The sequence below is a fragment of the Bradyrhizobium sp. USDA 223 genome (genome assembly GCF_044909005.1).
Lineage (GTDB): Bacteria > Pseudomonadota > Alphaproteobacteria > Rhizobiales > Xanthobacteraceae > Bradyrhizobium > Bradyrhizobium yuanmingense.
Genome location: NZ_JBIYDR010000001.1, coordinates 6,081,343 through 6,095,904, shown reverse-complemented (window position 1 = coordinate 6,095,904; position 14,562 = coordinate 6,081,343). Strand labels below are relative to the sequence as shown.

Genomic DNA, 14,562 nt, shown 5'->3' with positions numbered 1-14,562 from the left:
CGTCCCGGGGCGCGCAAAGCGCGAGCCCGGGACCCATAGCCACAGGCCACAATTGGTCCCCCCGGGAGTATGGGTCCCCGCCCCCGCGCGCAATTGCGCACCAGGCAGGGGCGACATCCCAATCTATAGCGATACCGCCCGCTCAACTCCCAGAAGCTTCCCGCTTCCGCTCCGTGAACGGCGACAGCACAACCGTCGCCACCATGAAGATCACGGACGCGCCGAACACCCAGTGCGGCGCGCTTTGATCCATGATCCAGCCGAACAGCAGCGGTGAGACGATGCCACCGAGGTTGAAGCCGGTGGAGACGATGCCGAAGGCGCGCCCCGCGGCACCCGGAGGCGCGGCATTGCGCACCAGCATGTCACGCGAGGGCGCGATCACGCCGGAGAGGAAACCTGCGGTCGCCATCGTCGCCGTCAAGGCCCAGCCTGGCAGCGTCACCAGCGCGATCAGCAGCACGATGGCCGCATTCGCGGCGAAGCAGGCCGCGGCGACATAGCCGTGGCGCTCGGTGCGGTCGGCGAGGAAGCCGCCGGCGAGCACGCCCGCGGCGCTTGCGGCGAGAAACGCAGTCAGCGCGACATTGGCGATCGAATAGGACGTGCCGTAGCCGCTCATCAGCGCCACCACGCCGAAATTGTTGATGCCCGCGACCGACAGGCTCAGCAGCATGAACAGTGCGGTCAACGTGATCAGCGCCGGCGTGATCACGGCCTGCTTCGGCGCGCTTGCGCTGCCCGATTTCTTCTTGTGTGCGCCGGCCTCGGGGATGCCCATGGCTACCAGCAGCATCGCCACCAAAATGGCGATCGCGCCAGAGGCGATCAGCGCACCGACGCCGCCCCATAGCATGACCATTGCCGCCACGATCGCCGGCGTCACGGCGCCGCCGAGATAGCCGGCGAAGGTGTGGACCGAGAAGGCGCGGCCCATCCGCGCCTCGTCCATGTGCTCGGCCAGGATCGCGTAATCGGCGGGGTGATAGACGCTGTTGGCGAGCCCGAGCAGCACGGCGCAGGCGATCAGCGCAGCGTAGCTGAGGTGCAGACCGAGCAGGATCAGCGCGCAGCCGCCGAGCGTCAGCCCGATCAGTAGGATTTTGCGCGCGCCAAAATGATCGACGAGGTAGCCGGTCGGCGCTTGCGTCAGGCCGGAGACGAGGGCGAGCGTGGTCAGCGAGAAGCCGAGCTCGACATAGCCGACGCCGAGCTTTTCCTTCAGGAACGGAAACAGCATCGGCAGGACCAGCAGATGGAAATGGCTGACCCAATGCGCGATCGAGATCCCCGTCAGCGTGCGCAGCGCACTGTCCGTCTTGCCTTGTTGCGGTGCGGCGAGAACGTCGACCATTGCAGTTCCATTTCACTCCCGATGGAGGCGCAAACTATCGGGGCTGACGGTTATTTGTCCATGAACGCAGGCGCATGGCAGGTAGTGCGGGCGGGGCTCCATCCCGCCAGCTCGCGCGATCAAAATTAGCGTTCCCCTCAGAACGGCTCGTCATCCGGGCCATAGCGATCACGTTTCGGCGTCGCGATGTCGCCGTCTTCGTAATCGTCGTCATCGGTCTCGCGCCGGCGCGGGGCTCTCTTCGCCTTGTTGTCCGCGGGCTTGTTCTCGGTGGTCTTGGGCGGCTCGCTCGGCTTGCCGGTCTTGGCCATGGCTGGTCCCGGATGGTGATGCTGCATCCGAATGTACCTGCCAAATATGTGCGGCGCCTGATTTATCTCAAGGGGCGACGAGGCCGTCAGTGCACCACCGGCCCGCCCGCCTTCTTCCAGGCATCGATGCCGCCGGCGATATGTGCGGTGTTGAGAAGCCCCGCCTCCTTTGCAGCCGCAACGGCCATCGCCGAGCGTTCGCCGAAAGCGCAGAAGAACACCACGCGGCGGCCGCTAGCGGCCGCGACCTCGCGCAGCATGCCGCCGGGCTTCAGGCTCTCTTCGACGGAGGGATAGGGCGTGTGCAGCGCGCCTTCGAGCATGCCGTGCTTCATCCGCTCATTGGTCTCGCGCAAGTCCACCAGCAGGATGTCGGGCCGGCCGAGGCTGCGGATCGCCTCGATTGCGCTGAGCGCGCGGCCTTCCTTCTCCAACTCTTCCTGATGCAGGCCGACATGCATGTTGGCGGGGATCGCCACGTCCATCATCTTCGGATTGGGCAGCTTCAAATTGGCCATCAGCTCGACATATTCGTCGACCGAGCGCACCTGGAGCCGCGGATTGTAGCGTCTTTCCTCGCCGATGGTGGAGACGGTGTCGCCCTTGTAGTCGTGGGCCGGAAACACCATCGTCTCGTCCGGCAGCTTCAAGAGGCGGTTGAAGATCGAATCGTATTGCGCGCGCGCCGAGCCGTTCTGGAAATCGGTGCGGCCGGTGCCGCGGATCAGCAACGTGTCACCGGTGAAGACGCGGTCGCCCATCAAATAAGAATAGGAATCGTCGGTGTGGCCCGGCGTGTACATCACGTCGAGCGACAGGCCCTCGATCGTCACCTTGTCGCCGTCGGCCACCCGCATGGCGACGACGTCGGCCTTGGTCTGGTCGCCCATCACGGTCATGCAATGGGTGCGGTCGCGCAGCTCGCCGAGGCCGGTGACGTGGTCGGCATGCAGATGCGTGTCCACCGCCTTGACCAGCTTGAGGTCGAGCTCGCGCAGCAATTGGCAGTAGCGGTCGACCTTCTCCAGCACAGGATCGAGAATCAGCGCCTCGCCGCCGGGGCGGCTGGCGAGGACGTAGCTGTACGTGCCCGAAACGCTGTCGAAGAGCTGTCGGAAGATCATGGCAGGACCCGGCTTGGAACTGACTTCCAAGATTCTACTACAATACGGGTCGGAAAGAGAAGTAAGTCACTGCATGAGCAGAAAAATCTAGAAGATTATTATTATGGCCAGCATGATCGCGGACAAAACACATCATCCCAGTCCTGCAATGCCTGGATTGCCCTCGACCCCTTTCAGCGTCACGCCGGAGCCGAGCCGTTCGGGCATCATCCGGCCCGAGCGCAGATATTTGCCGACCACGTCCCACACCGGCGCGCCCTGCTGGCCGTTGACTGAGGCCCAGCCCGCGACCTTGTAGCGGTGGCTGGCGCTGAGCGCCTTGCCGCTGCCGAGCTTCAGCTCCGAGATGCGGCTGCCGATCGCAGCGTCCGGCGTGCAGGTGTAGCTGAGCCCGCCGGCACGGACCATGTCTCCGCCCTGCTGGTAGTAGGGATCGGCGTTGAAGAGGTTGTCGCAGACGTCCTCGAGCAGGTCCTTGATCTGGGCCCCCGTCATCTCCTGCACATAGGTCTCGGGATAGGTGATCGCGGTTTCCGCCAGCAGATCCTCCATCGTCATCGCCTGGCCGGACAGCGCGGTGATGCCCCAGCGGAAGCCCGGCGACAGCGCGATTTCGGCATCGAGCTCGGTGCGCAGCGCGGTGCAGATCAATTCGTCCATGGGGCCGGAGAAATTGCCGCGGCGATAAAGCAGCCGGTCGGGCGTTGCGATCTTTTCCGACCAGTCGGCCACGTGCGGCGCACGGACCCGGCCGATCAGCTCGGCCATCGCCGGATCGGGCTTCAGCAGCTCCGAATAGACCGGCAGCAACCGATACCTGACGTCGCTGACCTTGCCGCTGTCGAGCGCGAGGTCGAGCACACCCAGAAATTTTCCGTTGGAGCCGGCATTGGTGACGAGCGTCGTGCCACCTGCGTTCTTCACTGGCATAGGCTGCGGCACGGCATCATGGGTGTGGCCGCCGAGAATGACGTCGATGCCGGTGACCCGGCTGGCGAGCTTGAGGTCCACGTCCATGCCGTTGTGCGACAGCAGCACGACGGCGTCGACCTTGTCGGTGCCGCGCAAGGCATCGACATGCTTCTGCAGCTCCTCCTCGCGGATGCCAAAGCTCCAGTCCGGTGTAAACCTCCTGGGATGCGCGATCGGAGTGTAGGGAAAGGCCTGGCCGACGATCGCGATGCGATGCCCGCCGAGCTCCTTGATGACGGAAGGCTTGAACACGCGCCCAGTGGCCTTGTCGAAGGCGGGCGCGTCGTTGAACGCGGCCTCCTCAGTCAGGAACACGTTCTGCGCCAGGAACTCGCCCTTGAAACGCTCGAGATTGTCGCGCAGCGTCTGCTCGCCATAGGTGAATTCCCAATGCCCCGTCATCGCCTCGATGCCGAGCAGATTGGCGACCTCGACCATGTCGCGGCCCTGCATCAGGTTGGCCAGCCCCGTGCCCTGCCAGAGATCGCCGCCGTCGACGAGCAGCGAACGCCGCTCGCCGACATCGGCGCGCAGGCGATCGACCAGCGTCTTCAGATGGGCAAAGCCCCCGAGCTTGCCGAAGCGGCCTGCGGACTTCTCGAACTCGAAGCAAGTGAAGGCATAGGCATCGGCGCTGTCGGCGCGGATGCCGAAGCGCTCGAGAAAGGCCCGGCCGACCAGATGCGGCGGCCGTCCCGCCATCTCGCCGATGCCGATATTGACGCTGGGCTCGCGGTAATAGACCGGATTGAGCTGCGCATGCGTGTCGGTGATGTGCAGAATCCGCGCATTGCCGAACCGTTCGAGGTCATAGATGCTGGCGGCGTCAGCGCCGCAGGCGAGCCGCGGCAGGCCGATCGTTGCGGCGGCAACGCCTGCACCTTTCAGGAAATCGCGGCGGCGGATCGCCATTCAAGAATTCTCCGCGCCTCTCGTGGGGACCGCGTTCACCGCGGGGCAGTCTAGCGGATTTCCATCGCCTTCCAGGCTTCTTTTTCGGAAACAGCCTGGAAGATCGACGCCTTCGCCAGCGCTTCGGCTTCCCTGGCCGCGGCCACCGCACGGCCGAAATCGCCGCCATCGGCAGCCCTTTTCGCGGCCGCCAGCGCAGATACGGTCACCGTCCACTGGTTGCGCATGCCCGCTGCCTCCTTGGAGGCGGCTTCGGCGGCGGCATAGGCCGCCTTGTAGTCCGCCTCACTCGCCGCGCGCGCGGATGGCGCAAGGCTCAAGGCGAGCAGCATGGCCAAGCCAAGTGACAGCTTCATGGCCGTGCTCCCGGTCCCGAGATCGGCAGGCCGTTGGCGACGTAGGACAGGAAATATTCGACGTCGCGATATTCATCCGACTGCGGCTCCAGCGGAACCGCGCGGGTCTGGCTGTTGCAGGTGACGAAGCGGCGGCTGGTCGTGCCCATGCCGCTCCATTCGGAGCGGTAGATCGGCATCGCGTTGAGGATGCCGAGCGCCGGGGCGAGGGTCTCGGCGCGGATGCGCTCGCCCGGGCTCTGCACGTGGCAGCTCGCGCAGGAGAAATTCATCTGGCCGCGCCGCGTGTAGAAATAGCGCTTGCCGTTCTCGTACGCCGCCAACGCGCGGGGATCATCGGGGATCTTGATGTCCATCAGCTTGCCGCGCGAGGTGTAGGCCATGTAGGCGGTGAGCGAGGCCATCTCGTCCTTGACGTAGGAATAGGGCGCCTCGCCATTGGCCTCGCGGCAGCGGTTGAGCGCGAGCTCCAGCGTGACGACCTTGCCTTCGCCGCTGTCGAAGTACGGATAGTTCTGGCGGATGCCGATGCCGCCGTTCGGAAAGCAGTCGGCATAGGTCTTGCCGTTCTTGAACGGGGTCGAGAACATCTCCTTGCCGGCCTCGAGCGCGAACTCGTAAGGCGGGAATTCCTCCTTCTCCTGCCACTGCCGCTTCATGTCCTCGTTCATGGAATACGGACCGTTGACGAAATCCTCGTGCTTCACGTTCGGAAACTTCTGGAAGAAGAAGTTCTGGAACGCCTTGGCGTCGGCGACGGGATCGACCTTGTCGGCAGCGATCACGCGCGGCGCGGCGAGCGCGAACGCGACGAGCGCAGCGCTGAGCGAGCCAAGCAGGAGGTGGATGCGGGCGTTCATCACGCGATCTTCGCGGTGGTCGTATCCGAGCCGCCCTTGTTGTCGGTCCAAGAGATCTTGAGCTCGTCGCCCTTCTTGGCGCCCTTGAAGCTGAACTTGACGTAGGGGTCCTTAGAGACCGCTGTGCCCCAATCGGCGACGAACACGTCCTTGCCGTTACACTCGAACTTCAGCTGCTGGATGAAATGTGCCGGGATCAACTCGCCCTTGGAGTCCTTGACGAGGCCGGTGTCCATGGGGTGCTGGATCAGCGTCTGCACCTCGGTGATGTCGCCGGTCGATGTTGCGCGCACGCGAATGCTGGATGCCATGTCGAACTGCCTCGCTTAGCCGCCGCAACCGCCGACGGTGACCTTGACCTCCTTGGTCGCGCTGTAGAGCTTGCCGTCGGCCTCTACGATCGCGGTCAATTTAGTGGTCCTGGCCATCTTCAGCCGGTTGGCGACGGCAGGGATCGTGCCACCGGGAATCCTGTAGCTGGCCGCCAGCGCGTTCGGGTTCTCCGCCACGAAGAACGAGATCGAGGTGACCTTATCCAGCGTCGTCGTCACCGAGATCGGCACGACGCCGCCATTCTCGGCGATCTCCGGCGCATCCAGCTTGACCTTGTCCGACGGCTCGGCGGCCTTGCCGTAGAGCGCCTTGATCGCATCCGCCTCGCTCTTCTGCCTGAAGGCCTCTTCCGGATATTTGTCGTTCGCCGCGGCGCGCGCGGGCGCGAACGGCAGATTGCCGAGGCCGAGCAGCGCCACGGAGGCAGCGCCCTGAAGGATCAGGCGCCGCGTCGGATGAGGCCTCCAATGAGGCTTGGGGGTCGTGGTCATCTCAAGTCTCCTGTGGGCCGCCGGCGGTTACAGGGTCTGCAGGAAATCAACGATCGCGTCGATCTCCTGTTCGGTCAAAATCCGGTTCCGGCCGAACGGCGGCATCATGGTTTGCGGATTGCGCTTGGTCTCGTCGAAGATGATCGCAACCAGCTCGTTGCGATCGGGGTATTTGGCCTTGATGTCCTTCAGCTCCGGTCCGATCGTCCCCGGCAGGTCGCCGCCTTTGATGACGTGGCAGGTGAGGCAATTGCCCTTGCCGCGGTCGAAGGCAAGCTTCTGGCCCTCCGTCACGGTGGATTGCGCCTCCGCCGGGGCCATTGCCGCGCCGGCGAGGAGGGCCAGCGCAGCAAGCAGAGCGGGCTTGCGAGGAAAGGCGGTCAAGGCATCGTCCCGGCGTTATCTCGATGATCTCGTTTGCGGAATTGTTCAAAAGCACAAAGGCCATCGTCTGACAATCAAGACTATGCACGCGGTGAAATGGAGTTAATATCCTGCGCATTGCAACTGACGAGATAGTTCGTTCATTCGGATGGGCGTGAACTAGCAGATTATTCTCGGACGTTTGGCCGCCTTTTCCGGTTCGCATTTTCTGGGGACGTCACTTGGCTGAATATGTGGTCGAATTTGGCAGGGATGGCGGACGGGTCGAGCCGGATGGCCGGCTCGATGCGCCGGCCTTCCATCGCAATCACGAACCGATCTGGGCAGCGCTGGAAAAGCATCTCGCGGATGCGACCGGCAACGTCGTGGAACTCGGCAGTGGAACCGGGCAGCACGTGGTGCATTTCGCCCGCCACACGCCCGGCCTGATCTGGTGGCCGAGCGATCTCAATCAGCGCCACCTCAAGAGCATCGAAGCCTGGCGCGTGCATGCCGGCCTGCCGAACATCCGCCCACCCCTGCGCATCGATCTCACCGATCCCGACTGGTGTCCGGAAATGAAAAGCGGGCAGGGGCCGACCAGCCTCGCGGCCGTATTCTGCGCCAACGTCATTCACATCGCGCCCTGGGCCGTGGCCGAAGGCCTGTTCGCCGGCGCCGGCCGTTATCTGCGCCGTGACGGCAAGCTGTTCCTCTACGGCCCCTTCAAGCGCGACGGCAAGCATACCGCGCTCAGCAACGCGGTGTTCGACACCTCCTTGCGCGAGGGCAATCCCGAATGGGGCGTGCGCGACGTCGTCGACGTCGAGAAGCTGGCGAAGGCGGCAGGCCTCGGCCTCATCGACACGATCGAGATGCCCGCGAACAATCTGACGCTGGTGTTCGCAAGAGGCTAGGAGGTCGTCATGCCCTGGCTTGTCCCGCCTGCGCGGCCGAAGCCGCTTCGGCGAGGCGAAGGCCCGGGCATCCACGTTCTTCGGGCGGTAAGGCAAGGCGTGGATGGCCGGGTCAAGCCCGGCCATGACGATGTGGAGACGTCAGCGCACCCGCCTCTAGCCTTCATCCCTCCACCCGATCTTCTCCTTCAAGAACCGATAGCCCAGCACCTCGAAACCGGCGCGCTCCTTGTTGTCCTTGCCGTAGCCGTGGCCGCCTGCCGGCGGCTCGTAGAACCAGGCCTCATAGCCCATGGCCTGCAGCTTTGCCGCCATCTTGCGGGCATGGCCGGGATGGACGCGGTCGTCGCGCCGCGTGGTCGCGATCAGGATCGGCGGGTACGCCTGGCCGCCCCTGACGTTGTGATAGGCGGAATAGGTCTTCAGCCATTCCCATTCGTCGGGCTTGTCGGGATCGCCATATTCCGCGATCCAGCTCGCGCCGGCGAGCAGCTTGGTGTAGCGGCGCATGTCAATCAGCGGGATGGTACAGAACAATGCGCCGAAACGCTCGGGGTAGCGTACCAGCATGTTGGTGATGAGGATGCCGCCGTTCGATCCGCCCTGCGCGGCGATGCGTTTTGCGCTCGTCACACCGCGGCGGACGAGATCGGCGGCGACGGCGGCGAAATCGTCGTGAGAGAGCTTCTTGCCGGCAAGCCGTCCGGCATCGTGCCAGCGCGTGCCGAACTCGCCGCCGCCGCGCAGATTCGCCTGCACAATCGTGCCGCCGCGCTCCAGCCACAGCTTGCCGAGCGAGGAATTATAGTACGGCTTCACTGAAACGCCGAAGCCGCCATAGGCGCTCAGATAGACCGGCGCATCGCCGGTCTCGCCAGCGGGGCCGGTCTGCACATAGGGGATGCGCTCGCCGTCAACCGAGATCGCCTCGTGCTGGATCACAACGAGGCCATCGGCGGTGAACGTCTTCGGCGCCTGCTTCAGCACGATCGGGCTTGCGATGCCGCGCTCGATCAGCAGCAGCGCCGGCGGCGTCAGCGGATCCTGCACATTGGCGAGCAGATCGCCATTGCTCTCCGATGCATGGCGGTCGAGCGGCCAGACATCGACGACGCCGATCTGCGGCAGGCCGCCAAGTGTCTCGCGGCTCCAGCTAGTGGCGGACGGTGTGCAGATCTCGAAGCGAGGTTTGAGCTCGTCGAGAATCGACAGCACCAGCTTTCCTGCCGCCCAGAACAACCCTTGCAGCGCGCGCCGCGGTGCGGGCTCGAACAGGACGACAAAATCGCGGCTGCCGGCGAGGAAGGCCGAGAGCGAGATGCCGAGCACGGTGTCGGTGGCATAGGTCCGGCCATCGACCTGCCAGTCCTTGCGTAGCTTCATCGCGAACCAGTCGCCATGCGCCTGCATCCAAATCCCGGTCGGCAGATCGAGCTTCGTCGTCGTGCCGGCCGCATCGCGCAGCCAGACGGTGTGGTTGAAGAAGTCGATCTGGTCGACGATCCAGACCCGGGGCGCCGCTCCGGTGTCGTCGGCCATGCCATAGATCACCATGTGATCGGCGGTGGTCTCGAGGACCATCTGCGCCTGATCGACCGGCTGGCCGCGCCGCCACAGGCGGACGGTGCGCGCATAGCCCGAGCTCGTCGCCATGTCCTCGCCATGCGCGCTTGACAGCAGCAGCGTGTCGGCATCGAGCCAGTCGACGCCGCCTTTCGCTTCCGGCAGCGCAAAGCCGTTCGCCACGAAACTTTTCGTGGCGAGGTCGAATTCCCGCAAGGTGACGGCGTCGCTGCCGCCGCGCGACAGGCTCAGGATCGCCCGCGAGCTTCCCGGCATCGTGGCGATACCGCTAAGCAACCAGTCCTCGTCTTCGCTTCTCGCGAGCTGGTCGATGTCCAGCATGGTCTCCCATGCCGGATCGGCTTTACGAAATTCCGCAAGCGAAGTCCGTCGCCACAGGCCGCGCGGGTTGGCGGCATCTTTCCAGAGATTGTGCAGGTCGTTGCCGCGCCGGCTGACATAGGGAATGTTGTCAGGTCGGTCATAGATCGCCGCGAGGATGTCGCGATCGTGCTCGAAGGCCTTGCCGCCGAACGCGGCGAGCGTCAGGCTGTTCTGCCGCTCGACAAAATCGAGCGCTTGCCGGCCCTCGATCTCCTCCAGCCACAGCCAGGGATCGTCGTCGGGCGCTTGAAGCGTGGGCCTGTCGTCGACGGACATGAAGGTAACTCCCGGGAAGATGGCGGCGGATAGGATTTGATCGAGCGCAAGCCGTCAAGGGTGCGCAGCGTTATCATTCCAGCGATTGCGTCAGGGGCATGGCCCGCGCCCGTTTGCGCCGGTTGCCGGCCCTCTCTCACCCCTCCATAGTGCCGCGAATCAACAGAGCCCTTTGGGCGGAAATGCCGATGCTGGACGTGACTGCCGCCAATGAGATCGCCGACGACGCCCGCGTGCGCGCCAACGTGGTGCGCCTCGCCGCCGCGCAGGCGCTGACCGGCGCCAACTCGGCCGTGATCTTCGCCACCGGTGCGATCGTCGGCGCCACGCTCGCGCCGGACATGTCGTTCGCGACTGTGCCGATCTCGATGTATGTGGTCGGGCTCGCCGCCGGCACACTGCCGACCGGTGCGATCTCGCGCCGCTTCGGCCGCCGCGCCGCCTTCGTCATCGGCACGGGTCTCGGTACGCTCACCGGTCTGCTCGGCTCGTTCGCGATCCTGCGCGGCTCGTTCGCGCTGTTTTGTCTGGCGACTTTCCTCGGCGGTCTCTACGGCGCGGTGGCGCAATCCTATCGCTTCGCAGCCGCCGACGGCGCCAGTGCGGCCTACCGGCCGAAGGCCGTGTCCTGGGTGATGGCGGGCGGCGTGTTCGCCGGCGTGCTCGGTCCGCAGCTCGTGCAATGGACCATGGATGTCTGGCAGCCTTATCTGTTCGCCTTCAGCTTCCTGGTGCAGGCCGCCGTCGCGCTGATCGCGATGGGCATCGTCGCCGGCGTCGATATGCCGAAGCCCGCGCCGGCCGATCTGCACGGCGGCCGGCCGCTGCTCACGATCGTGTCTCAGCCGCGCTTCATCGCGGCGGCGCTGTGCGGCGTCATCTCCTATCCCATGATGAACCTGGTCATGACCTCGGCGCCGCTTGCGATGAAGCTGTGCGGCCTGTCCGTGTCCGATTCCAATTTCGGCCTGCAGTGGCACATCGTTGCGATGTACGGGCCGAGCTTCTTCACGGGCACTCTGATCGCGCGCTTCGGCGCCCCGAAGATCGTCGCCGCCGGCCTGGTGCTGGAAGCGGGCGCCGCCATTATCGGTCTGTCCGGTCTCACGGCCATGCATTTCTGGGCGACGCTGATCGTGCTCGGCGTTGGCTGGAATTTCTCCTTCATCGGCGCCTCCGCGCTGGTGCTGGAGACGCATCGCCCCCAGGAGCGCAACAAGGTGCAGGCCTTCAACGATTTCCTGGTGTTCGGCATGATGGCGATCGGCTCGTTCTCGTCGGGCCAGCTGCTCGCCAATTACGGCTGGTCCGCGGTGAACCTCGTGGTGTTCCCGCCGGTGGTGCTGGGTCTTGCGGTGCTCTCGCTGGTCTCCTGGGCGAAGCGCCGCAAGGCGCGGCTGGAGGCGGCCATGGGCGAATTCCCCGACGCGGTCTAGTTTGGCAAGAGGCTGTCAGCAGCGTTGATACTTCGATGCAGGTCGAAGTGATTTTCGAGAGCCGCGTTGTTACATGATGCTCGTCATGAAGAGGCGAGCGCAGAGCCGGGCGCTTGCGGGGGATGCGAAGGAGAAGCGCAAATGCTCGACAGTCCCCGCCACGCTGTGCCAATCGACGAATCCTCGCTCCGCTATGAAGGCTGGCGCATCGTCGCGGTCTGCTTCCTGCTCGCCACATTCGGCTGGGGGCTCGGCTTCTACGGCCAGAGCGTCTATGTCGCCGAGCTGCAGCGCGCGCGGGGCTGGCCGGCCTCGCTGATCTCCTCCGGCACCACGTTCTTCTATTTGTTCGGCGCGCTGCTGGTCGTCTTCGTCGGCGAGGCCGTGCGGAAGTACGGTCCGCGGCTGAGCCTGATCGCCGGGACGCTGGCGATGGCGGCCGCGGCGGTCGCGATCGGCGCGGTGCGCGAGCCCTGGCAGCTCTATCTCGCCGATGCCGTGCTCGCCTTCGGCTGGGCCGGCACCAGTCTCGCCATGATCACCAACACGATCAGCCTGTGGTTCGACCGGAAGCGCGGCATGGCGATCAGCCTCGCGCTCAACGGCGCCAGCTTCGGCGGCATCGTCGGCGTGCCGCTGCTGGTGATGCTGATCGGCCATGTCGGCTTTGCCAGCGCGATGTACGCCGCCGCCGGCGCCATGCTCGTGCTGCTCCTGCCAGTCATCCTCCTTCTCGTCGGCAGCCCACCCGATCGCCAGGGCTTCCACGCGAGCGCGAAAACGAAGCCGCAATCATCGACGGAGATCCGCGCCTGGGCGCTGCGCGACGTTGGTTTCCTCACGGTGACGATCGCCTTCGCCCTGGTACTGTTCGCCCAGGTCGGCTTCATCGTGCATCTGATCTCGTTTCTCGATCCCGTGATTGGACGCGAGCGCGCCGCATTGGCCGTCGCGGTGCTGACCGCAATGGCGGTGGTCGGCCGCGTGCTGTTCTCGCTGGTGATCGACCGCATCAATCAACGCCTCGCGTCCGCGCTGTCGTTCCTCAGCCAGGCCGCCGCGCTTCTCGTCGTCGTCAACTTGCACAACGATTACGTGCTGATCGCGGCCTGCGCCGTCTTCGGCTTTTCGGTCGGCAACCTCATCACGCTGCCCTCGCTCATCGTGCAGCAGGAGTTCGACTCCGCCGCCTTCGGCGTGCTGATCAGCCTCAACACGGCGATCAACCAGGTGACCTACGCGTTCGGTCCCGGCGTGGTCGGTTTCCTGCGCGATCTCTCCGGCGGCTATACGCTGCCCTTTTACCTCTGCATCGCGCTGGAGGTGATGGCGGCGGCGCTGATCATGGTGCGGGGGAAGCCGCGTCTCTCTGAGATGACATCCGCTTAGCGCGGCGTCGGAGCATGATCCGGAAAAGTGTGTAGCGGTTTTCCGAAAAGATCATGCTCAAAGGAATAACCTAAAGCGCGATGACGATCCCAATCGCATCGCGCTTTAGTCCGCCACGATCTTGACGCGGTCGCGCACCTTCACCTGCGCGGTGCGATCGAGGCCGTTCAGGACGCGGAAGCGCTCGGCGGGATGGTCGACGCCGGCCATGCGGTGGGAGAGCGACTCCACGGTATCGCCGGGCTGCACGGTGATGACCTTGATGCGCAGCGGGCGCGCGGCCTGGATTTCCTCCAGCGTCAGCCGGCGGAACGAGTTGACCGTCTCGCGCGCATTCCGCTCGCTCTCGGTCGATTTCTGCCGTGCCGCGAAGATGAAGCGATAGACGTCGCTGCCGAAGCGCAGCGCATAGACCTTGAACTGCCACTGGTCGCCCTTGGCGGTGGCGGACGCCGCTGGAAAACCGTTGACGGTGAGATCCTCGGTCGAAGCCTTCTCGACGCCTTCCATCCAGCCGGAATTGAGGTAGTCGCCGAGCGACTGTTCGGCCGGCACGCGCACGACGTCGAAGCGCATCGCCTGCGCGCCGCCCTCGCGGACGCCGATCACGGCCTGCGCGGTGTTGTCGAGCGTGAAATTGTCCGGCGCCTGGAAGGTGAAGCCGAGCTTCGGATGCAGGAAGCGCCGGCCGCGGACAAAACCTTCGCTCGGGTCCTCGCCATAGACGAGGTTGTCGATCGCGGCGAGATAGCTTTCGCGATCGCGCTCGGCGCCTTCAGGCGCGGTGTATTGGCGGGCAATGTTCTGCGCGTTCTGGACGCGTTCCGGAGTTGCCGGATGCGACGAGGTGAAGTCCTGCGCGCGCGGATCGAGCGAGCTCTTGCCGGCCTTCAGCTCGGCATTTCGCTCCATCGCGGACAGGAAGCGCGCCGCGCCGTACGGGTCGAAATGCGCCTTGGCGGAGATGCCGACGCCGATGCCGTCGGCCTCGAACTCCTGCTTGCGCGAGAAGCTCGCCATGGTGAGCTTGGTCTTGGCTAGCGCCAGCGCGGTGAGGTCGGGATCGTTGCTCATGTCGGTGACGACGCGGGTGACGATCGCGGCCTGGCGGGCCTGATCCTCGCGCATTGCCGCGTGCTTGGACAGCACATGCGCCATCTCGTGGCTGAGCACGGAGGACAATTCGGAGGTGTCGCTGGCGAGCGCCAGCAGGCCGCGCGTGACATAGAGCTGGCCGTTGGGCAGCGCGAAGGCGTTCACCGCCCCGGAATTGAGGATGGTGACCTTGTATCCCTGGTCGGGCCGCTCGGAGGCCGCGACCAGCCGGTCGACGGTCTTGCTGACGAGCGCCTCGAGCTTGGGATCGTCATAGGTCCCGCCATAGCTCGCCAGGATGCGCTCGTGCTCCTTCTCGGTGGCCGGGGTTTGGGCGACGGCGGGCTTCGGCTTCGGCATCGCGACGGCTGCCGGGGTCGCCGCAGTCTGGAACCGGCCCATATCGCCGCAGCCAGCGAGAAGTCC

At 65.1% G+C, this 14,562-nt stretch carries 14 protein-coding genes; 3 read left to right on the top strand and 11 right to left on the bottom strand.

The features are described from left to right. Positions 1-142: 142 nt before the first annotated feature. From ABIA40_RS28445 to soxX, 9 genes are all read right to left on the bottom strand, one after another. Positions 143-1,354 carry an MFS transporter gene (locus tag ABIA40_RS28445; RefSeq protein ID WP_404544503.1) on the bottom strand — a complete coding sequence of 404 codons (1,212 nt, stop codon included), beginning with the start codon at positions 1,352-1,354 and terminating at the stop codon, positions 143-145. Positions 1,355-1,491: 137 nt separating this feature from the next. Then, positions 1,492-1,665 (bottom strand): hypothetical protein, encoded by a 174-nt coding sequence (locus tag ABIA40_RS28440; RefSeq protein WP_197950838.1) that lies wholly within the window; start codon positions 1,663-1,665, stop codon positions 1,492-1,494. A gap of 86 nt (positions 1,666-1,751) precedes the next feature. Next, a complete protein-coding gene (locus ABIA40_RS28435; protein ID WP_157285777.1) occupies positions 1,752-2,789 on the bottom strand; it encodes an MBL fold metallo-hydrolase in 1,038 nt (345 codons plus the stop codon). Between the two features lie 132 nt (positions 2,790-2,921). After that, the gene (gene soxB / locus ABIA40_RS28430) at positions 2,922-4,673 is read right to left on the bottom strand and encodes a thiosulfohydrolase SoxB (protein WP_404544499.1); all 1,752 of its coding nucleotides are present in this window, start codon (positions 4,671-4,673) and stop codon (positions 2,922-2,924) included. 50 nt (positions 4,674-4,723) lie between these two features. Continuing rightward, entirely contained in the window at positions 4,724-5,029 is a 306-nt protein-coding gene (locus ABIA40_RS28425; protein WP_036042510.1) for a hypothetical protein, read from the bottom strand. Beyond that, positions 5,026-5,889, bottom strand: coding sequence for a sulfur oxidation c-type cytochrome SoxA (gene soxA / locus ABIA40_RS28420; protein WP_275498163.1), 864 nt, complete (start codon positions 5,887-5,889; stop codon positions 5,026-5,028). The genes ABIA40_RS28425 and soxA overlap by 4 nt, the downstream gene beginning before the upstream one ends. After that, positions 5,889-6,200 (bottom strand): thiosulfate oxidation carrier complex protein SoxZ, encoded by a 312-nt coding sequence (soxZ, locus tag ABIA40_RS28415; RefSeq protein ID WP_036014600.1) that lies wholly within the window; start codon positions 6,198-6,200, stop codon positions 5,889-5,891. Before soxZ ends, soxA begins: the two co-directional genes overlap by 1 nt. Before the next feature lie 15 nt (positions 6,201-6,215). Then, positions 6,216-6,713 (bottom strand): thiosulfate oxidation carrier protein SoxY, encoded by a 498-nt coding sequence (gene soxY / locus ABIA40_RS28410; protein ID WP_157285780.1) that lies wholly within the window; start codon positions 6,711-6,713, stop codon positions 6,216-6,218. A gap of 27 nt (positions 6,714-6,740) precedes the next feature. Beyond that, positions 6,741-7,097 carry a sulfur oxidation c-type cytochrome SoxX gene (soxX, locus tag ABIA40_RS28405; RefSeq protein WP_157285781.1) on the bottom strand — a complete coding sequence of 119 codons (357 nt, stop codon included), beginning with the start codon at positions 7,095-7,097 and terminating at the stop codon, positions 6,741-6,743. Between the two features lie 221 nt (positions 7,098-7,318). Between soxX and ABIA40_RS28400 the strand changes: the two genes are divergently transcribed. Then, on the top strand, positions 7,319-7,993 hold the full coding sequence (locus tag ABIA40_RS28400) for a DUF938 domain-containing protein (protein WP_275507764.1): 675 nt from the start codon (positions 7,319-7,321) through the stop codon (positions 7,991-7,993). A gap of 156 nt (positions 7,994-8,149) precedes the next feature. Here the strand turns inward: ABIA40_RS28400 and ABIA40_RS28395 are convergent, their stop codons facing one another. Then, the gene (locus tag ABIA40_RS28395; RefSeq protein ID WP_404544496.1) at positions 8,150-10,216 is read right to left on the bottom strand and encodes a prolyl oligopeptidase family protein; all 2,067 of its coding nucleotides are present in this window, start codon (positions 10,214-10,216) and stop codon (positions 8,150-8,152) included. A 188-nt stretch (positions 10,217-10,404) separates the two neighbouring features. On the opposite strand from ABIA40_RS28395, the gene ABIA40_RS28390 reads away from it, so the two are divergent. Then, positions 10,405-11,652: an MFS transporter gene (locus ABIA40_RS28390; protein ID WP_404544493.1), complete on the top strand. Its 1,248-nt coding sequence runs from the start codon at positions 10,405-10,407 to the stop codon at positions 11,650-11,652. A 141-nt stretch (positions 11,653-11,793) separates the two neighbouring features. Further along, entirely contained in the window at positions 11,794-13,041 is a 1,248-nt protein-coding gene (locus ABIA40_RS28385; RefSeq protein WP_404544490.1) for an MFS transporter, read from the top strand. 105 nt (positions 13,042-13,146) lie between these two features. On the opposite strand, the gene ABIA40_RS28380 is transcribed toward ABIA40_RS28385, so the two are convergent. Beyond that, the gene (locus ABIA40_RS28380; protein WP_074448070.1) at positions 13,147-14,538 is read right to left on the bottom strand and encodes a M48 family metalloprotease; all 1,392 of its coding nucleotides are present in this window, start codon (positions 14,536-14,538) and stop codon (positions 13,147-13,149) included. Positions 14,539-14,562 lie beyond the last annotated feature (24 nt).